This is a genomic window from Pseudomonas marginalis, assembly GCF_001645105.1.
Lineage (GTDB): Bacteria > Pseudomonadota > Gammaproteobacteria > Pseudomonadales > Pseudomonadaceae > Aquipseudomonas > Aquipseudomonas petroselini.
Genome location: NZ_LKEG01000041.1, coordinates 94676 through 112691 on the forward strand (window position 1 = coordinate 94676; position 18016 = coordinate 112691).

16 protein-coding genes are annotated in these 18016 nt (G+C 60.0%); 12 read left to right on the forward strand and 4 right to left on the reverse strand.

What is annotated here, in order from left to right:
* The first annotated feature begins 5 nt into the window (after nucleotides 1-5).
* Nucleotides 6-467, forward strand: a complete 462-nt coding sequence (locus AO064_RS14990) for an LEA/WHy family protein (RefSeq protein WP_064053831.1) — start codon at nucleotides 6-8, stop codon at nucleotides 465-467.
* A gap of 269 nt (nucleotides 468-736) precedes the next feature.
* On the opposite strand, the gene AO064_RS14995 is transcribed toward AO064_RS14990, so the two are convergent.
* Nucleotides 737-1663 (reverse strand): carbon-nitrogen hydrolase family protein, encoded by a 927-nt coding sequence (locus AO064_RS14995; RefSeq protein ID WP_064053832.1) that lies wholly within the window; start codon nucleotides 1661-1663, stop codon nucleotides 737-739.
* Between the two features lie 90 nt (nucleotides 1664-1753).
* On the opposite strand from AO064_RS14995, the gene AO064_RS15000 reads away from it, so the two are divergent.
* A complete protein-coding gene (locus tag AO064_RS15000) occupies nucleotides 1754-2674 on the forward strand; it encodes a LysR family transcriptional regulator (protein WP_064053934.1) in 921 nt (306 codons plus the stop codon).
* On the opposite strand, the gene AO064_RS15005 is transcribed toward AO064_RS15000, so the two are convergent.
* Nucleotides 2646-2900 (reverse strand): hypothetical protein, encoded by a 255-nt coding sequence (locus tag AO064_RS15005; RefSeq protein ID WP_003190904.1) that lies wholly within the window; start codon nucleotides 2898-2900, stop codon nucleotides 2646-2648. The two genes, AO064_RS15000 and AO064_RS15005, sit on opposite strands and share 29 nt — an antisense overlap.
* A gap of 163 nt (nucleotides 2901-3063) precedes the next feature.
* Between AO064_RS15005 and AO064_RS15010 the strand changes: the two genes are divergently transcribed.
* The gene (locus AO064_RS15010; protein WP_010172915.1) at nucleotides 3064-3384 is read left to right on the forward strand and encodes an ElaB/YgaM/YqjD family protein; all 321 of its coding nucleotides are present in this window, start codon (nucleotides 3064-3066) and stop codon (nucleotides 3382-3384) included.
* Between the two features lie 50 nt (nucleotides 3385-3434).
* Here the strand turns inward: AO064_RS15010 and AO064_RS15015 are convergent, their stop codons facing one another.
* On the reverse strand, nucleotides 3435-4472 hold the full coding sequence (locus AO064_RS15015; protein WP_064053833.1) for an Ldh family oxidoreductase: 1038 nt from the start codon (nucleotides 4470-4472) through the stop codon (nucleotides 3435-3437).
* Nucleotides 4473-4678: 206 nt separating this feature from the next.
* Between AO064_RS15015 and AO064_RS15020 the strand changes: the two genes are divergently transcribed.
* The 8 genes from AO064_RS15020 to AO064_RS15055 all read left to right on the forward strand — a co-directional run bounded on the left by AO064_RS15020 (nucleotide 4679) and on the right by AO064_RS15055 (nucleotide 15963).
* Entirely contained in the window at nucleotides 4679-9766 is a 5088-nt protein-coding gene (locus AO064_RS15020) for a dermonecrotic toxin domain-containing protein (protein ID WP_064053834.1), read from the forward strand.
* Between the two features lie 161 nt (nucleotides 9767-9927).
* Nucleotides 9928-10923 (forward strand): FecR family protein, encoded by a 996-nt coding sequence (locus AO064_RS15025; RefSeq protein WP_064053835.1) that lies wholly within the window; start codon nucleotides 9928-9930, stop codon nucleotides 10921-10923.
* Nucleotides 10924-11252: 329 nt separating this feature from the next.
* Complete coding sequence (locus tag AO064_RS15030; protein ID WP_064053836.1) at nucleotides 11253-11702, forward strand: hypothetical protein; 450 nt, start codon at nucleotides 11253-11255, stop codon at nucleotides 11700-11702.
* Nucleotides 11702-12253: a hypothetical protein gene (locus AO064_RS15035; protein ID WP_064053837.1), complete on the forward strand. Its 552-nt coding sequence runs from the start codon at nucleotides 11702-11704 to the stop codon at nucleotides 12251-12253. Before AO064_RS15030 ends, AO064_RS15035 begins: the two co-directional genes overlap by 1 nt.
* 67 nt (nucleotides 12254-12320) lie before the next feature.
* Nucleotides 12321-13067, forward strand: coding sequence for a hypothetical protein (locus AO064_RS15040; protein ID WP_064053838.1), 747 nt, complete (start codon nucleotides 12321-12323; stop codon nucleotides 13065-13067).
* 75 nt (nucleotides 13068-13142) lie between these two features.
* Nucleotides 13143-13823, forward strand: a complete 681-nt coding sequence (locus AO064_RS15045; protein WP_012723888.1) for a C39 family peptidase — start codon at nucleotides 13143-13145, stop codon at nucleotides 13821-13823.
* A gap of 39 nt (nucleotides 13824-13862) precedes the next feature.
* Nucleotides 13863-14609 carry a hypothetical protein gene (locus tag AO064_RS15050; RefSeq protein ID WP_064053839.1) on the forward strand — a complete coding sequence of 249 codons (747 nt, stop codon included), beginning with the start codon at nucleotides 13863-13865 and terminating at the stop codon, nucleotides 14607-14609.
* Nucleotides 14610-14658: 49 nt separating this feature from the next.
* Nucleotides 14659-15963, forward strand: a complete 1305-nt coding sequence (locus tag AO064_RS15055; protein ID WP_064053840.1) for a hypothetical protein — start codon at nucleotides 14659-14661, stop codon at nucleotides 15961-15963.
* A 116-nt stretch (nucleotides 15964-16079) separates the two neighbouring features.
* Here AO064_RS15055 and AO064_RS15060 read toward each other — a convergent pair whose 3' ends face one another.
* The gene (locus tag AO064_RS15060) at nucleotides 16080-17405 is read right to left on the reverse strand and encodes a sigma-54 dependent transcriptional regulator (protein ID WP_012723885.1); all 1326 of its coding nucleotides are present in this window, start codon (nucleotides 17403-17405) and stop codon (nucleotides 16080-16082) included.
* 342 nt (nucleotides 17406-17747) lie between these two features.
* Here AO064_RS15060 and AO064_RS15065 point away from each other — a divergent pair, with 342 nt between their 5' ends.
* Nucleotides 17748-18008 (forward strand): hypothetical protein, encoded by a 261-nt coding sequence (locus tag AO064_RS15065; protein ID WP_012723884.1) that lies wholly within the window; start codon nucleotides 17748-17750, stop codon nucleotides 18006-18008.
* Nucleotides 18009-18016: the final 8 nt, after the last annotated feature.

Here is an 18016-nt window from a genome sequence, read left to right on the forward strand (position 1 = left end):
TTTAGATGCGCAAGCTCATGGTTCTATCGCTGTTGCTGCTGACCCTGAGCGCCTGCGCCCTGTTCCCCAGCCGCGACCCGGTGAGCATCAACGTGGTGGGCATCGAGCCCCTGCAAAGCCAGGACCTGGAAGTACGCTTCGCCGTGAAGCTGCGGGTGCAGAACCCCAATGAAACGGCACTCGACTACAACGGCGTGGCCCTGGACCTCGAGGTCAATGGCCGGCCGCTGGCGTCAGGCGTGAGTGATCAGAGCGGCTCCATTCCACGCTTTTCCGAGACGGTTCTGACGGTGCCGGTCAGTGTTTCGGCATTCTCCGTGTTACGTCAGACCCTGGGCCTGAGCCAGACCCAAAGCTTGAACAACCTGCCCTACGTGCTGCGAGGCAAACTGGCGGGCGGGCTGTTCGGTACGATGCGCTTCGTCGACCGTGGCACGCTGGACCTGCCGAACACCGCGACGTGGTAAAGCCGCCTGAAATCGATCTTGTAAGCGATGAAGATCAAAGGTGGGGGCAAGCCCTAATGCCAGTCAGTTAAGCGCGAATATTGTACCTGTGGCGAGGGAGCTTGCTCCCGTTGGACTGCGCAGCAGTCCCAGTCTTTCAAGTAAAGAGCTGGGGCCGCTTCGCGGCCCAACGGGAGCAAGCTCCCTCGCCACAGGTTACTTTCTCCCCTTTCAACCGCTTAACTGACTGGCATCAGGGCTCTCCCCCCCTCCCACATTTCGAACGTGTGTCAGTCAGTGATAGAGCGCACGCCCGGCTTGGCGCGCTCATCCACGATCAACTCGAACACATCCGGCCGGGCGTAGTGACCCACCACGTCATAGTCGTAGCGCGCACGCACCAGGTCGTCCGTGTTGATCTGCGCCGTCAGCAGCCCGGCTTCGCCCTGCAACGGTCCGGCGAGGATGTCGCCCATGGGGCCGATGATCACGCTGCCACCAGCGATCAACGGGCGCTCAGCCGGCCAGTTGGCGACCTCGACGCCCAACGCCTGCGGCGATGCCTGCACCTGGCACGCACTCACCACAAAACAGCGGCCTTCATGAGCGACATGGCGCATGCTCACTTGCCACATCTCGCGCTCGTCCACGGTCGGCGCGCACCAGACCTCTACGCCCTTGGCGTACATTGCCGTGCGCAGCAGCGGCATCATGTTTTCCCAGCACACCGCACCGCCGATACGCCCCACCGCCGCGTCGATCACCGGCAACGTCGAGCCATCGCCTTTGCCCCAGATCAACCGCTCGGTGCCGGTGGGCATCAGCTTGCGGTGCTTGGCCACCAAGCCACCGATGGGTTCGAAGTACAACACCGTGCAGTAGAGGGTGCTGCCGCTGCGCTCGATCACGCCGAGTACCAGGCTGGCGCCGGTACGGGCGGACAAACCGGCCAGCGCCTCGGTCTCCACGCCGGGTACGTCGATCGCGTTGGCAAAGTAGCGCGCATAGGCTTCGCGGCCTTCGGGCAGGCGATAACCCAGTTGCGTGCCGAAGCTTTCGCCTTTGGGATAGCCACCGAGCAGCGCCTCGGGCATCACCACCAATTGCGCGCCACTGCGCATTATCTCCGCCTCGTAGCCGAGGATTTGCGCCAAGGTCTCGGCCTTGCCACCCGGCAACGCGCCTATCTGTAAAGCGGCCACAGTAGAAACAGGCATCACACACACTCCGAATAATAGGGTTGCCCATTCTCCGGCCAGCCTCGATCATGAATAAAGCCCACTTCAATGCTGAATGATATGAGCAAAATGAATATCGCAAACGTTGACCTGAACCTGCTGAAGACCTTCGAGGCCCTGCACGATGAGTCCAGCGCCAGTCGCGCGGCGCTGCGCCTGGGTGTGACGCAATCGGCGATCAGTGCCGGCCTGCGGCGTTTGCGCGATGTGTATGGCGACCCGCTGTTTGTGCGCACCGGCCGGGGCCTGGCGCCGACCTTGCGCGCCAATCAGTTGAAACCGGTGATCAGCGAAGCGCTGGACCGTTGTCGGCAAAGCCTGGCGATGATCGATCCACAGACCCAGCACTATCAGGGCCGCTCCGTGGTGGTAGGGTTGTCGGATGATTTCGAGATCGCTTACGGCCGCCGACTGATGGAGGCCATCGCGCAGCGCCTGCCGAAACTGCGGGTGATTTTCCGTCAGACCCACAGCCAGATCGTCGGCAACGCCCTGCTTGATCGCAGCCTGGATATGGCGATCACGGCGGGAGGTTTTGCCGAACGCCGGCTGAGTCGGCGGGTGCTGGGAGAAGGTGATTACGCTTGCCTGGTCGACCCCAACAGCCTGGCGCCGGGCCAGCAAGGCATCAGCCTGGACGAGTTCGTGGCACGCGAGCATGTGCTGGTGTCGTCAGGCGGGTTTGTCGGGATTACCGATGAGGGGCTCGCGGCACTGGGGCTGAGCCGCCAGGTGTGTGCGTCGACCAGCCACTTTGCCGCGCTGGCATTTCTGCTCACGGGCAGCCAGGCAGTGGCGACCATTCCGGGGCATGCCGCCGAGGCCATCGCCAGCCTGACAGGCTTGCGCACACTGCCCTGCCCGCTGGCACTGCCGCGTTACCCGGTGGAACTGGGGTGGCTGACCCAGGCCCAGCTGGATCCGATGCTGCTCAAAGTGCACGAGGCGATTGTCGCCAGCTTTACTTCGCCGCCGCCATCAACTTGTTGACCTCACTGCGCACCATGTTGGAGAACTCCGGCGGCGACATGCCGTCCAGCTCCGCACGGACCCATTCGGCCCACTTGCCCTTGCGTTTGGCACGCTCGCCGAACAACCGCGCCGCCTCACCCTTGGCCTTGCCCAAGTTGGTTTGCCACAGGTCGTAGAGACGGGACTTTTCATCTTCCAGCTCGGCGCGTTCGGCGAGGGTCTTGTTGGCCAGATTGAAGCTCATGTTGAATTACCTGCTGCACAAATAGGCGACATCTTACACTGTAGGTCGAAATTTCTTGATTCGGATTGCAGCTGAAAAGGCTGCCGGGCAAAAAAACTGCAACTTTTGCCTCAGCCCGAGACTCCATTGTTCACTGCCACCTTTACCTGCAAGGAGTCACACAATGGCCCGTAAATCTGCCGCGCAAGCCGTCGAAGAACAAATCAAGGATCAAGCGTTCAGTGAGCTGACTGCACTGATCGAGGAATCGGACAAACTGCTCAAAAGCAGCGCCTCCCTGGTGGGCGAAGAAGGCGAAACCCTGCGCGAGCAGGTCGCCATCAAGCTCAAGCAAGCCCTGGACTCGGTGTCCAATGTGCGCGAGCGCAGCAAGCCTGTGGTCGATGCGACCGAAACCTACATCGGTGGCCATCCATGGCAGACCGTGGCCATTTCCGCAGGCTTTGGCCTAGTGGTCGGCCTGTTGTTGGGCCGCCGTAACTGATCCACGTTTACCCGCGAGGGTGCCGCCCGGCGCCCTCGCGATCATGTGCATCATTCCCCCGCCAATCGGTACAAGTTCGCCACGTCTTCGGCGCCAATGGCGATCCCGTTTTCATTGGATTTTTCTCGCTGGCGATGACGTCGGTCACCCGGCAGACGCTTGAGCCCCACGCCGTGCATCTGGCGCACCAATTCCTGGCTGCGTTCGGCAAAGCCCTGCCCGGCCGATTTGCTGGGATCGATCAGAATCACCAGCTGTCCGGTCCACGGCGTCTTGGCGCCTGGGTGGCCTGACCAATCAAATTCGAACGAAAAATTACCCCCGGTCAGCGCTGCAGCCAGCAGTTCGACCATCATCGACAACGCCGAGCCTTTGTGCCCGCCGAAGGGCAGCAAGGCGCCCCCCTCAAGGATGGCTTTCGGGTCTTGGGTGGGCTGGCCGAGGCTGTCCACGCCCATGCCCGGTGGCAAACGTTCGCCCTTGCGCGCGGCGATCTGCACGTCGCCGTGGGCGATTGCGCTGGTGGCCAGGTCGAACACCAGCGGTGGCCCGTCGGCACGGGGCGCAGCGAATGCAATCGGGTTGGTGCCAAACAGCGGCCGGTCGGCGCCATGCGGCACCACGCAGGTCATGCTGTTGACCACGCTGAGCGCGACAAGGCCTTCTTCGGCAAACGGTTCGACATCCGGCCAAAGGGCGGCGAAGTGATGGGAGTTTCGGATCGCCAGCACCGCAATCCCGGCGCTGCGTGCCTTGTCCACCAGCAGCGCGCGCGCGGCGTGCAGCGCCGGCTGGGCAAAACCATTGGCCGCATCGACCCGCACAAACCCACTGGCGACGTCTTCAACGATGGGCACCGCCTTGCCGTTGACCCAACCACTGTCCAGTGTCGACACATAACCGGGGATGCGGAACACCCCATGGCTATGGGCACCGTCGCGCTCGGCGTTGGCGCAGTTTTCGGCCAATACCTGGGCCACTGTTTCAGAGGTGCCGTGGCGGATAAAGATCCGCCGCAACAGCTGGGTCAACTGCGCACTGCTGAGCCGCGTGAGCGAAGGTTCTTGGTCCAAAGGCGATGCTGACATCTGTAGCTCCCGTTTAATTATTGGAATCGGCAACTGCGTACGAACAATCGGCACCCTCGATTAAACAGGGTTTCCCTCGCGGCTGTCGACCACCGCGCGCCGCGCGCACCAGACATATCTACTGCCGGGCCGCTGTACCGCGCTTTAGCCTCAAGACTCACCGGACGGGGCCGTCGCACCGTCTGAACGTCTTTAAGGAACGCCTCATGAGCCAGGTACAACCGCCTTACTTTTTTACCGAAGCCTTGCGCACAGGCTGGAAGGAACGCGAACGCGAACGGCACTTCAGCATCACCGCCAAGGACATCGGGTTTCTGCGCAACCTGTCGTTCGCCACCGACGCCACGCGACGCGCGCAAGAACCGCCAATGATCGCCCAAGCCCTCTGGCTGAACAAAAACACTCCGTCGGCGCTGGAGCTGGCGGGCAGCTTCATGATGAGTTCGACAGGCGACTACACCCCGGCGTTTCTCTATACGCCCTACGGAGGTTTGGAGAAGTTCGATAACCGTGCACGCTTGCTCGTCGAGCTGACCGAACGACTCAGGGACGCCACACAAGCGGATGACCTGTTGCAGTTCATCGCGTTGGGCACACGCGCCGGCTTGATCCTGGACAACCGCCTGGTGCTGACGTCCGAGGATATTGCACAGGATGTTTTCCAGGCGCAAAAAAAAGCCCTGGACCGCCAGCAAACGCTCAACCTGCAGGCGGTGCTCGCCGAGCTGGTTAAACTGCCCAGCCTGGAGACGATGCTTCAGGCCCTGCTCAAAAGCGTGTTTCGCCCACTCCTGCCCACGCTCGACCCCAGCCGCGCGCGGGTCAACTTTTTCAAGGTGGGGTCCACCGACGGTGAACCTCGACAATGGGTCAATTCGCTGCCGATCACCGATGCACTGCTGTTGCGCTATCGTCAGCAGGCTTGGCCCGTGGGGCAGACACGTGAGTTTTTCCATCCCCAATACACCCCCGTATCCAAAGCACTGACCCCGTGGGAAAACGGCCTGGAACAGGCGTCACGGCAGTTGTCGTCGTTCTTGCAAAACACCTTGGAGACTTTCTGGAATACCGACACGCCACACGGCACCTCGCGTCGCACATTCCTGGCACAAACGATGGCGCACAAGGCCCGGATCGATCTACTGCTCAAACGCCAGGACGCGATCATCACCCCTGAAGAAGCGGATGAACTGGCCGCCCTGTTCCTCCCTGACGGCGCTCCGCGCGCCCAAGCCAGTGGCGGGCTGCGCTGGGAGACCGTGCGGTTCTGGGAACACGCGGCGCATGGTGTCGAGTTGACCAGTTGCGTGATGATTGGCAACGCCCACACCTGGTTTTACTCGCCGCCCAAAGGGCTGCAAGTGCTGGCCGACCACGCCGACCTGATCCAGACCTTGAAGGCGATGGTGAAGGCGCCCGCCTATGAAGACGATGTCTACAACTTTATGTCCCTGGAGGAGCGCCTGCTGTTTATCGGCTTTACCGAGCCTCAGGTCACCGGCAATCTCATCGTCGGCAACGTGTTCGAACACTTGATGGAACGCATCATTGATAAGCAGGTAAACAACCTGATCTATGTGCTCGGCCAGTTCCGTCGCGAACGCGGCGATATCAACCTCTCGGCGCTGCTGGACCATGCCCTGGACGTGCGCTTCATGGTCGACGACCGGCTTCTGGCGCTGGACAGCGCACAGCGCTGGACCACTCACTCCGTATTGGCCGACCCCACGCGGCCGGTGTCGGCCGCCGCCAAGCGCGCAGAACGGCTTTACAAACAGCTGATTGATATCCCAAAGGCACTGGAAGACCTGATGAAGCCATTGCCCTCGGTCATGGACCCGCTGATCGATAACTTGAGACAGCGTGAGCGCCAACAGCTCGATCCGGCACGGGTATTCATCAATCGCTACGCTGACAGCGCCGACCAGCGTGCCGTGGCGTTGCCTCTGGAAAGCCAAAGCCTGGAGGATCACTTCATCGGCCGCCTGGCCGAAGGTCTCGGACCGGTTCCCGAGACCCGTCATTACGGCGTTTATCAGCCACGCAACGGCAAGCATGCCGAGAAACTGTCCAACCTGGACGTCAAGGCCCTCAATCGGATGGTCGAGGGCGTGCTGACTCATTTTAAACACCAGGACATCGGCGATATTCCCCGTGCACGCCTTGAAAGCCTGTTGCCGCTGATGGGCGACATGATGTCCAAGGCGATATTGAGCCAGGCGCACCTGCGGCGCCTGAACAAGAGCTTGGACGCCAGGGACGAGTCGATCATCCAGGCCGTTTTTGACAGCGATACCCCCGACCGCCGTCGACGGGAGGACCTCCAAGGGTTCATCCCGGATGTCTACTGCGTCACCGTCGAACGTGAAGGGCAAAGCCTGCGCCACCGCTTGGCCAATTGCCTGATGCTCACCGAACGCGGCGGCCTGGACCACCATCACTCGGGCCGCGCGATTCTCTGGACCCCGGCGTGGGGCCTGGAAAGCTTCGCGTCCCCGTCGCTGGCGAAAGAACAACTCAAGGCGCGGCTGGAAGATCCCGACGCACGCCTGGCGCTCCTGGAAAACCTTGACCCGCGCCAACGCCTGCCCCATGCCAGATATACCTTGGGGGCGTTCTGGCTGATCACCGAGCCCATCAGTGAAAACCGCCAGCAGTCGTGGATCGACCACTACATCGCACAAAGGGCGCATTGGCTGGCACAGAAGCCGACCGGCAAGGCATTCTTGAATCGTTTAGCCGTGCTTCCCGCGTCGCCCTTGGAGGGCGCGGCGCAGCTCGCGCATTATTTTGTCGCGCAACGCTCGCTGCCGGCCTGGTTGGGCATGGCGCCGCCTGATGAGCAACGCCACCATGCTGAGTTGCTGGAACAATACCGACGCAACACCCTGGATGAGAAAGACTACCTGTATGAGCTGTTCTCGTTGCGCCAGCATGTCCACGACACGCTCAGCGACATGCTGGTGGACTACACCCTTTACCCCGAAGACGTGTTTATAACGCCAACACTTGCGTTGGGTGGGCAGCGGCAGAACCTCGTCGATTACGCCCTGGCGCACATCAATGAGCAGGCGAGTTCCTTCACCGTGGAATCGGGCGCCAAGACCCTGACCGAATCGACTGTCCGCCAACTCCTCGCGAACTTGAAAATTGCCAAAAACGGCCAGGACTACCTCAAGGAAAAACTGGAAACCGACCAACCGGGCGCCCAGGCGCGTGAGCGGCGTTTCGTCCAGCAATTGCCGTGGCAGCTGTTGCAACACGCCCATGCGCTGAAACTGCAGGAGCAGTTATCGGACGCCGGCTACACCCTGATTCGCCAGGTATTCGACATGCCGGACGCCATCGCGCGAGCCGCCGTCGACGGTGCCACGGCGAGTATTCGCCCCCTTGAAATGATTGCGACACCTCGCGCCAGCATCGCCAAGGCGCTGGGCCTTTATCTGATCAGTGCCGGCACCACAGGCCCGTTGATTCTCTATGCGCCGTACTACCCCAGCCACTGTTTCAAGGAGTTCGAGAGCACGGCGCAGTTTCTCAACCAACTGAATGTACCCGGCAGGCTGCAAGACTGGATCGTTGCCCACCTGCTGGGTGCGCACAAGGCCACGTATAAAAACCTGCTGGCGGGTACCAAAGGTGCGACATCGGAAATCACCTTGGCCAATCAGCCGATCAAGGGCCACGCCATCAAACAGCTGTACCAGGACAACCGGCAGGTGATGGGACGCATGCTTGAGCATCAGCTTGACCCTGATGGCCAAGACTTCTGGGACACCATCAAGCACCTGTTGAGCAGCGGCGTGCAGCGCGCGGCAAGGTTCTTACCGGGCAAACTGCAGCTACCCTTGCTGATCTGGCAGAGCTACACCCTGTTCAAGGACTCGGCCGAGGCCCTGCAACAGCACCATTGGCAGGATGCACTGCGCTCGTTCATCTTCGGTGTTGCGCGAATGGCGACGGTGGAGCAATTAGTGCGCACGCCGGTGCCCAAGGCGCAACCGCCGGTGTTCAACGAGGTGGATGAACGCGACCTGAAAACCCCTGCAGCCCCGATCGCGCCAACCCTCACGGACATCGACGTGACAGACCCCAGGCGTACGCGCCTGCAATCCTACGAAGTCAACGATGTAGCCTTGGCGGACTTGCACATACAGCCGAAAACCGGGCTTTACGCCACCTCCGATGGCAAAGCGCTCTACGGCGCAGTGGAAGGTAAGGTCTACCCGATCAAACACGCCAAGCGACTGCGAATAGCCGGCAAAGCCCCCGGCAGCGACGGCCCCCTGGTGTCCAGTACCCGTCTGCAGCGTCTGGTCCTGGAACCGCACAATCACAGGCTGCAATACGGCAAGGCGCTCTCGCGGTTGGGGAATAGCTACGTGACCCGCTCTAGCGCCAAGATGTTCTTGAACATCGAAGCGACGGGTATGGAACAGATTCGCCGGCTGTATCCCACCAAGGCCATGCAAATCATCGAAGCGCTGGATCTGGCGCGTTTCTATGCGTTCAACGCCATGCACAACCTGGTGCAACTCAAGCAGCTGACACCCGGTACCCGCCTGGAGGGGTTCCTGAGGCAATTGTTCGACGCCGACAACATCGACGAAAGCATGCTGAAAAAAATGAGAAAAGTTCTGATACCGGTGTGCAAAGCCTTGGTGGACCCCAGCCTTGATCTGTTGAACAACTCACGGTTCGTGGTGGGCACCGGCAGTGATCCCACTGAAGGCGTGATAGCGTTCGTCATCGCCAAAGACCAGAGCAAGCAAGTGTTTTTCACCGAACGGTTTTTTGATCAACAACTGCACCAATACACCCACCTATTGACCGAACCGTTCGACATTGACGGCCATGCACGAGCGGCCACGCTGATTCACGAGTTCGCCCATCTCTACACGCCCGCCCACGATATCAGCACGGCTGAATCACGCCGGCCGTTCTCGGACCTGATCGAAATCTTGACCGTGACCGGCAGGCTCGCCCGCGACAGTTTGCAGCAGATACAGCGCGAAGCCTTGTCATTGGCCACCCCGCGTCACCAGCTGTTCTCACGCTGGAACGATTTCTCGGGCATGTGGGAGAGCTTCGACTCTATGGACTCCGATGATCCCATCTTTAAAGCCGTCCAAAAGTCCACGGGCAGTACGACTGTGGAAGATGCGCGCGACGCGTTTCTGGACAGCACATCACCGGACGCACGCATTGACACGATTCTGTGCAACGCCGACTCCATCGCTCGTCTTATCTGCGAGATGGGACGCCATCTCGACCCTATACCGACGACACCTTGAACCTAGGAGACTGGACACGCCAATTAATGAGAATGAGTGCTATATGGCAGGTTTCAACCGCTGTATCGCCTAAATTCGTTCAACATTGATGTGCAATCGCCATGACCGCTGTTCTCGTCACGGGCCCGTGAAGTTAGAATGACGGAAATCAGGATGGGTCAATGCGCGAACAGTCTCTATCAGAAGCCGAATATGACGCGATCACCGATGCCGCTGCGCATTGGTGCATGCGCATGCACGCCGTTGACTGCACGGAGGGCGAACGTCAGGCGTTTACCCAATGGCACGATGCCCATCCGCTGCATGCCTTTGAATATGCGGCGATGCTCGAAATCTGGGACGTCGCCGACCACCTGCCACGCCACGAACCTGCGCCAGTAGTGGTGCCCTTCAAGCCCCGCAGCCGGGCGCGTACCTACGCAGTGGCAGCGGCGATTTGCCTGGTCGCCCTGCCCCTCGCCGCTTTTACCGGCTGGGAAGCTGGGTGGTTGCCCAGTTCCTATGAGCGCTTCGACGCCACCACGGGTTTACGCCAGGTCACCCTGGGCGATGGCAGCCAGGTGGAACTCAACCTTGGCACCGAGCTGGTCTACAGCAACTACAAGGACCAGCGCCGGGTCACGCTGAACAAGGGCGAGGCGTTCTTCAAGGTCAGCCATGACAACGCCCACCCGTTTATCGTGCGCGCCGGCAATGGCCAGGTACGCGTCACGGGTACCCAGTTCAACGTGTGGAAATACGAAGAACAAGTACGGGTGATGCTGCTCGAAGGCTCGGTACAAATCGCCAGCGACGCGGTACACGGCAGCGTGCCCCTCACGCCCGGCATGCAGGCCAGCTATCAGCAGGGTGACGCCACGCCTCGCGTGCAGCCGATCAACCCGGACGACACCGCACTGGCCTGGCGCCAGGGCAAGCTGATCCTCGACAACCTGGCCCTGGCCGATGCGTTGCCGCTGATCAATCGTTACCTGAGCAAACCGGTGATGCTGGCCGACGCCAGCACCGGGGCGATCCGCATCGGCGGCATCTACAACATCAACGAGGTCAACAACCTCGTGCCCTCCCTGCCCAAGGTGCTGCCGGTCTACCTGACCCAGAACCAGGACGGCAACCCCGTACTCAATTCCATCCCGCGTAAAGCCCCTAAAGGCTGAGTCTTCGCCCTCCGGCGTAGGCTTGCGCGCGCCCGACGTGTCCGTTTTTTTTACACCTCCCTGCCCTGAACCGCCCACGGTGAGCGCGTTCATCGTTTTGTCATGCGCGGTGTTTCAACGCTGATACAGGGAGGTGAAGCGGTTGTGCAGTGGCTGGGTAGCCTGGGCTTTAAGGGTCGCTGTCTCACGGCTGATACAGTGCGGCCATCATTTTGCCTCGCATTTATCGCAACCCATTGAATAACCGAGACAAATAAAAAGCGGCACGGCTTCTGCTCTCTCCCTTACAACGCTGTTTAGGGTCAGCGTGAAGAATAAGGAATGCCGCCGTGATCACACTCACTCAAGGTTCGATGAACGTACTGCTGGTCAGCTGTGTACTCAGCGCCAGCATCAGTCTTCCGACCCTGGCAGCTGACGGCGTGATCGTGACCGGCCGCGACGTACAAGGGCACATGTACGGACGACCTTCATTCGGTAAAGACCCCTACCCCACCACCGCCAACGCCAATCCAAGCCACGAGATCCTTGGTTCCACGCGTGAGCTCAGTGACATGGACATCGGTGGCATCGCCAGTGGCGCGGGCATTACCCGCGCCATCCTGCCCAACGGAAACATTCCGGGCCTGAACAACACCCAAAACAGTGTCTCCACACTCGGTTCCGGCTCAGCCGCCGGTCACGGTGCCGGCGCTTCCGTGGGTGGGCAGATCAGCGATTCGATCCAGCGTGGCATGGCGCCCTTGAACAACATCGGCAGCATGATGGGGGGCAAATAATGAACCGTTCCCTGCTCCTTCTGGCCCTGCTGGGCAGTGCCTCGGCGATGGCCGACAACACCGCGGTGATCAACAACAGCGGCCAAGCCTACAACGGCAACGTGATGATCAACCAGGCGGCGGGCAACCAGCAGCAAACCGCCAACAACCGCGCCGTCGCACTTGGTGGCCAGGGCACCACCCGCAATATCCAGAACATGAACGGCAAGGTCGACCCCTCTCTGGCCGCCAAGGCAGCGATCGAGGGCACCTCTTTTACCAATGGCAACGGCATGTTGGGCATCAACCAGTCAGCCGGGGCCAATAACCAATCAGTCAATGCCGTGCGGATCAGCATCAACCCTGGCCCGCAAGCCATAGACGACAGCGTCCTGTTGCAACAGAACACGACGACGCTGGCAACCGACTCAGGGCTCACCCCCACCACTGGCAGCCGCCAGGTCGTGACAAGCGACCTGGCCTTCACAGGCAGCCGAGGAGTGATTCAGGTGAACCAGAGTGCTGGGGTGGGGAACCGAGTGGCTAACACCCTGGGCATCACTATCAAGTAACAGCTTGGTAGCACTGGCTAGACCGTACCAACACTTAACCAACTAATTAGAAGCAAGGAGAAACACCATGAAACCTCAAATGGCCCTGAAACCAATGGTTTTCGCTCTCGCCGCCCTGATGGCTGCTGCTGCTCAAGCAGGTGGTGGCTGGCACCCTGCGCCTCAACCAACCGGTGTGGTTGCCTCCGTGGTCACGGATGTACAAAACAGTGTCGGCAACAAGTTTGACGACACCAAAACCGAAAACAACGCCTCTGCCGATGGCTCGGTGACCGGCAATAGCGGTAACGTCGGTGTGAACGTTCAAGCCGGCAGCGGCAACCAAGCCGACAACTCTGGCGCGATTTCCAGCGCCAAAGGCGACTTCGCCACCGTATTTGCCGTGGTCGATGTGAATCAAAACAGCGGGCTGAACAACTTCGTCAACAAAGGCACGCAAAACAACGCCTCCCTGGACAACTCGGCTAACGGTAACTCCGGCAACCTGGGCTACAACGGCCAGGCCGGTCAAGGCAACCAAGGCAAAAACAACCTGGCGATCACCACGGCTGATGGCAAAAACATCGCAGCGGCCGCCAACACCGAGCAAAACTCGCTCGCCAACAACTACCTCAACACCGCTGCTACCAGCCACGGTTATGGCCGTGGCAGCAAACCTCAGTACGTGTCCAACAACTCCAGCCTCGACAACTCGGTTAACCGCAACTCCGGCAACGTGGGTGTGAACCTGCAATCCGGTGCCGGCAACCAAGGCAGCAACAGCCTGTCGATCGGCCAGGGTTGCAGCGCCTGCGCCAGCGGCGTGCGCTTCTGATCCAACGGGGCCTTGGCAACAAGGCCCTTTTTTACTCCCTGTTTTTTATATCAGTAGCCAGCAGGTCACACGATCATGCGCCTCGCGACCCTCACCCTCCTGATGTTGCTCACCGGCCCTACATGGGCAGGCACCATGGCGATCTCCGCCATGCCTGGCGGTGCAGTCATCTACAAGAAGGTCGAGAGTATCCGTGAGCGCCGGTTCGCCAACCTGGTGGAACAGAAAACCGATTTCAGCTGCGGTGCTGCGGCACTCGCCACCATTCTGCGCCAGGGCTATTGGCTGGACGTAGACGAAGACCACGTCATCAAAGGCATGCTGGTCAATGCGGACCAGGACCTGGTACGCACCCAGGGCTTTTCCATGCTGGACATGAAACGCTACCTCGAAAGCATCGGCATGCGTGCCCGGGGCTACAAGATCGGTCCAGACACCCTGGTGACCGTGAAGATCCCTGTGGTGGTGCTGCTGGAAATTCGTGGCTACAAGCACTTCGTGGTGTTGCAGCGCGCGGACAAGGACTGGGTCTATATCGGCGACCCCGTGCTGGGCCATAAGCGCTATTCACACGACGACTTCGTCAAGGGCTGGAATGGCATCGTTTTCGCCGTGCTGGGTGAAGGCTACGACAAGGCCAATGCCTTGCTCGACCCGCCCACGCCACTGACCGCCAAGAACCAGTTGAATGAGTTCAGGCCCGTAGGCGATGCCGAGCTGATGGATTTCGGTTTCATCCAGAGCGACTTCTTCTAAAGAAGCGCAATAAGGGGCAGGACGCTCCAGGAGCGAAAGATGAACACTTCCCGTTGGCTGACGGTCTTGTGTCTGGCAGCCTCAATGCCCGCTTATGCTTCATCAGGGTTCAAACCGATCGAACTCAAGGATTCGGAAATGGCCGAGCTGCGCGGCCGCTACGTGATGCCGGGGCGGATCATCAGCTTCGGTATTGTCATGAGCAGCACCTGGACCAATGCCGTGGGTGACACCATCACCGGCAAAGCCAGCATGCAAGTCGATTCATCGACCATTACCCCTCAGTTTTATGTGCAGACCACCGGCTCGGCAGGCACCGGTACGAACCAGAATACCGGCACCGGCAACGTCACCGGAGGCGCAGGCCTGGGCACTGGCACCGGCGTGACGCAAAGCGTGCGCACCGCCGGCGACGGCAACACGGCGTACAACAATGTCGGTATCAACGTCACTGAAAACGGCTTTGCGCCTTCCAATATTGTGCAATCGGGGCATGTCTTGGTGGCCGGCGGTACGGTAACCGGCGACAGCGCGGCGGGCCGCGTAAGCGTATCGGCCAACAATGGCGGCTTGCAGATGGCGATCCAGGCCAACCATAACCAAGGCAATAGCCTCCAGCAGATTGGCGGCGGGCAAGTGCTGCAAGGCACGGTGTTGACCGGTAATACCAACTTCGTCAACAACATGACCCAGCTCAACGTGGTAATGGGCAATAACGGACTGAACAACCCGGCGTTGAACTGCAATTTGGATCAACTTAAAGGCCTACGCACTCTCGGTTATTGAACTACGCTGACCCTCGACACTTTCGCATTAGAAAAGGACGGCTTATTTCATGCATCGATCGTTATCGTTACGCGCGGTGGTCTGTTTAAGTACGCTCTTGCCAGCATCCATGCTGTATGCCGCGCCAGACGCCGATATCGAGACCCTCAAACAAGAACTCCTGGAACTCAAGCAGCGGTACGACGTGCAGCAAAAAGCCCTGGCGGTATTGGAGCAAAGGGTACGCCAGGTTGAGGATCAACCGGCGACACCGGCGCCCAAGCGCCTGGCGAAATCCCCGGCGGACTTCCAGAAGGCCAGCGGTGCAACCGTCGCCGGTACCGGCGCTGCGGCCGCCTCGGGTGGTGCGGGCGGCGGCGGCAGTTCCTATGGTCAGTCCCTCAAGGACGATTCGGCGCCTGCGCAAAGCGTCAGTAACCTCTATAACGAGGCCAGCGGCTTTTTCGGCAATGGCAAGTTCAGCTTTGAAACCGGTGTCTCTTATGCGCGTTACGACGCCCGCCAGTTGACGCTTAACGGCTTCCTGGCGCTGGACTCGATCTTCCTCGGCAATATCAACCTGGACCGGATCAAGTCGGACAACTGGACCCTTGACCTGACCGGTCGCTATAACCTCGATAACCGCTGGCAGTTTGATGTGAACGTACCGGTGATCTACCGCGAATCGACCTACCAGTCGGGCGGTGCCGGTAACAATGGCAACGCCACATCGGAAGAGTCGGTGACCCGCGACCCGACCATCGGCGACGTCAACTTCGGCGTGGCATACAAATTCCTGGATGAAACCCCCACCCTGCCGGATGCGGTGGTGTCGGTACGCGTCAAGGCGCCAACCGGTAAAGAACCCTTTGGCATCAAGCTGGTCAGGTCTACCGCCAACGACAACCTGTACGTCCCGGAAAACCTGCCTACGGGTAACGGTGTCTGGTCGATTACTCCGGGCATATCCCTGGTCAAGACGTTCGACCCGGCCGTGCTGTTTGGTTCGCTGTCCTACACCCACAACTTCGAAGAGTCATTCGATGACATCAGCAGTGACGTCAACCAGAAAGTCGGCGGCAAGGTCAGCCTTGGCGACAGCTTCCAGGTCGGCATGGGCGTTGCCTTCGCGTTGAACGAAAAGATGAGTATGTCGTTCTCAGTCTCCGACCTGATACAGCGCAAGAGCAAGCTCAAACCTAATGGCGGGGATTGGCAGTCGGTGGTGTCCAGCGACGCCAACGCCGGCTACTTCAACGTAGGGATGACGATTGCCGCATCGGACAACCTGACGATTGTGCCGAACCTGGCGATCGGGATGACGGATGATGCGCCGGACTTTACGTTCAGCCTGAAGTTTCCGTATTACTTTTGATTGAGGAGGGGCTGCTTCGCCGCCCAACGCGGGCGGTGCGACAAGCCCGTTTACCACAACAAAGGAAAAGCCCCGCAACGATAAGGGTCGTTGCGGGGCTTTTCGGTTTACCCGCCCTAGCGGATCTGGTGTTTGTGCAGCAACCGGTAGAACGTGGGCCGGGACACCCCCAGCACGCGGGCGGCGACACTCAGGTTGTCACTGTGCCGGTTGAGCACATCGCACAGTGCCTGGCGTTCGGCGCGGTGCTTGTAGTCTTCCAGTGTAGCCATGGGCGGCGAAATTGCCTGCCGGCCCTGCAATCCCAGATCAACGGCTTCGATTTGGCGCCCTTCGGCCAGTACCAGGCCGCGGCGCACGCGGTTGGCCAGCTCGCGGACATTGCCCGGCCAGGCGTGCTCGCCCATGGCGATCAGGGCGTCGTCACTGAAGCTGCGGGGGCGGCGGCCGGTTTCCTGGCTGTAGAACCGTGAAAAGTGGTTGGCCAACATCGCGACGTCGCCATGGCGTTCGCGTAATGGCGCGGTGACCACTTGCAAGACGTTGAGGCGGTAATACAAGTCTTCGCGGAAGGTGCCCTTCTCCACTGCGGCTTCGAGATCGACGTGAGTCGCCGCCAGTACGCGCACATCCACGGGAATCGGTTGGCTGCCGCCCACGCGTTCGATCTGTTTTTCCTGCAGAAACCGCAACAGATTGGCTTGCAGTTCCATCGGCAGATCGCCGATTTCATCGAGAAACAGCGTGCCGCCGTTCGCGGCTTCAATACGTCCGACCTTGCGCTGATGGGCACCGGTGAACGCACCCTTTTCATGCCCAAACAGTTCGGATTGGATCAAGTGTTCCGGGATCGCCCCGCAGTTGATCGCCACAAACGGTTTGGCGTGGCGCTGGGATTGACGATGCAGGGTCTTGGCCACCAGCTCTTTGCCGGTGCCGCTGTCGCCACGGATCAACACCGGGGATTCAGTGGGCGCCAGCTTGGAGAGCAATTTGCGCAGTTCGCGGATCGGCCGACTGTCCCCCAACAGTTCATGCTCGGGTTCATCCACCGGCGTCTGGCCCTTGCCCCGTAAGCGTGCCATGCCGAACGCGCGCCCCAGCGTCACCTGTACGCGGGCGACGTCGAAGGGCAAAGTATGGAAGTCAAAAAACCATTCGCAGACGAAGTCACCGACGTTCTGCAGGCGCAACACGTCCTGGCTGAGTACGGCGATCCATTCCGTGCCGCTGCGGCCGATCAGCTCCTTGACCGCTTCCGGACGCTCCAGATGGTACGGTTGCAGGCGCAACAGGCCGACATCACAGGATCGGTCACCCACCGCTTCCAACGTACAGCTGTCGACGGCCCACCCCGCCGTCCGCAAACCGGGCAACAGACCGTGGCAGTCGTCACAGGGGTCAACCACTAGCAATCGACGTTGAACGGGGGGTCCACCCATGACTGTTCCTTGGCGTCAAAATTGTTAAAGTTATTTAGAAACAACAGTTTGTGACGTCTGCTGCTAACCCTAGCAAGGTCTTGACGCGGGGCTTGTACCGTTTCGCTATAAGTCTGGGCAAAAAGCCACTTTCGCGCGTTTACGCCAAAAAAGTTAGGCACTGCCAGAACTTTCATTCAGCTTTCAAAACAGCCGCTTACATGACGTCCATCACTAAAAGTTGAAAATAGTTGCTCTAACATGTGACCCGTACCCCGCCATCGTGCATCAGTACAAGTAACCCGCCGCACGGTCAGCCCAACCGCCGGCACTCACTTGAATGGGCAATGAGAGAGAACCCACATGAACGCCCCGCTCCGCATCAACGAAGCTCTTTTGATCGCAGACCGTGCTTTCCAACCCTTTCAGTGCGTGGCCTGGCACGATGGCAACGGCGCCCTGAGCCTGAGCGTCATCGACCGTACCAATAACCGTATCGGCAGCAAACAACTGTCGTCGAGTGCCTATACCGACCCGGCGCAACTGGAAAACTTGCTGTTGCAAGCGCGTGCCGAACTCGACAAAGATGGCCACCAGTTGCAGTCCTGGGTAATGCCAAAGTAAGTCGACCG

Excerpts from the sequence above, each read along its gene's own strand:
- AO064_RS15020 (WP_064053834.1), top strand. The coding sequence starts at position 4,679 with ATGAGCCAGGTACAACCGCCTTACTTTTTTACCGAAGCCTTGCGCACA.
- AO064_RS15010 (WP_010172915.1), top strand. The coding sequence starts at position 3,064 with ATGGCCCGTAAATCTGCCGCGCAAGCCGTCGAAGAACAAATCAAGGAT.
- AO064_RS15055 (WP_064053840.1), top strand. The coding sequence starts at position 14,659 with ATGCATCGATCGTTATCGTTACGCGCGGTGGTCTGTTTAAGTACGCTC.
- AO064_RS15015 (WP_064053833.1), bottom strand. The coding sequence starts at position 4,472 with ATGTCAGCATCGCCTTTGGACCAAGAACCTTCGCTCACGCGGCTCAGC.
- AO064_RS15005 (WP_003190904.1), bottom strand. The coding sequence starts at position 2,900 with ATGAGCTTCAATCTGGCCAACAAGACCCTCGCCGAACGCGCCGAGCTG.
- AO064_RS15040 (WP_064053838.1), top strand. The coding sequence starts at position 12,321 with ATGAAACCTCAAATGGCCCTGAAACCAATGGTTTTCGCTCTCGCCGCC.
- AO064_RS15045 (WP_012723888.1), top strand. The coding sequence starts at position 13,143 with ATGCGCCTCGCGACCCTCACCCTCCTGATGTTGCTCACCGGCCCTACA.
- AO064_RS15035 (WP_064053837.1), top strand. The coding sequence starts at position 11,702 with ATGAACCGTTCCCTGCTCCTTCTGGCCCTGCTGGGCAGTGCCTCGGCG.
- AO064_RS15060 (WP_012723885.1), bottom strand. The coding sequence starts at position 17,405 with ATGGGTGGACCCCCCGTTCAACGTCGATTGCTAGTGGTTGACCCCTGT.
- AO064_RS14995 (WP_064053832.1), bottom strand. The coding sequence starts at position 1,663 with ATGCCTGTTTCTACTGTGGCCGCTTTACAGATAGGCGCGTTGCCGGGT.
- AO064_RS15050 (WP_064053839.1), top strand. The coding sequence starts at position 13,863 with ATGAACACTTCCCGTTGGCTGACGGTCTTGTGTCTGGCAGCCTCAATG.
- AO064_RS15065 (WP_012723884.1), top strand. The coding sequence starts at position 17,748 with ATGAACGCCCCGCTCCGCATCAACGAAGCTCTTTTGATCGCAGACCGT.
- AO064_RS15000 (WP_064053934.1), top strand. The coding sequence starts at position 1,754 with ATGAATATCGCAAACGTTGACCTGAACCTGCTGAAGACCTTCGAGGCC.
- AO064_RS15025 (WP_064053835.1), top strand. The coding sequence starts at position 9,928 with ATGCGCGAACAGTCTCTATCAGAAGCCGAATATGACGCGATCACCGAT.
- AO064_RS14990 (WP_064053831.1), top strand. The coding sequence starts at position 6 with ATGCGCAAGCTCATGGTTCTATCGCTGTTGCTGCTGACCCTGAGCGCC.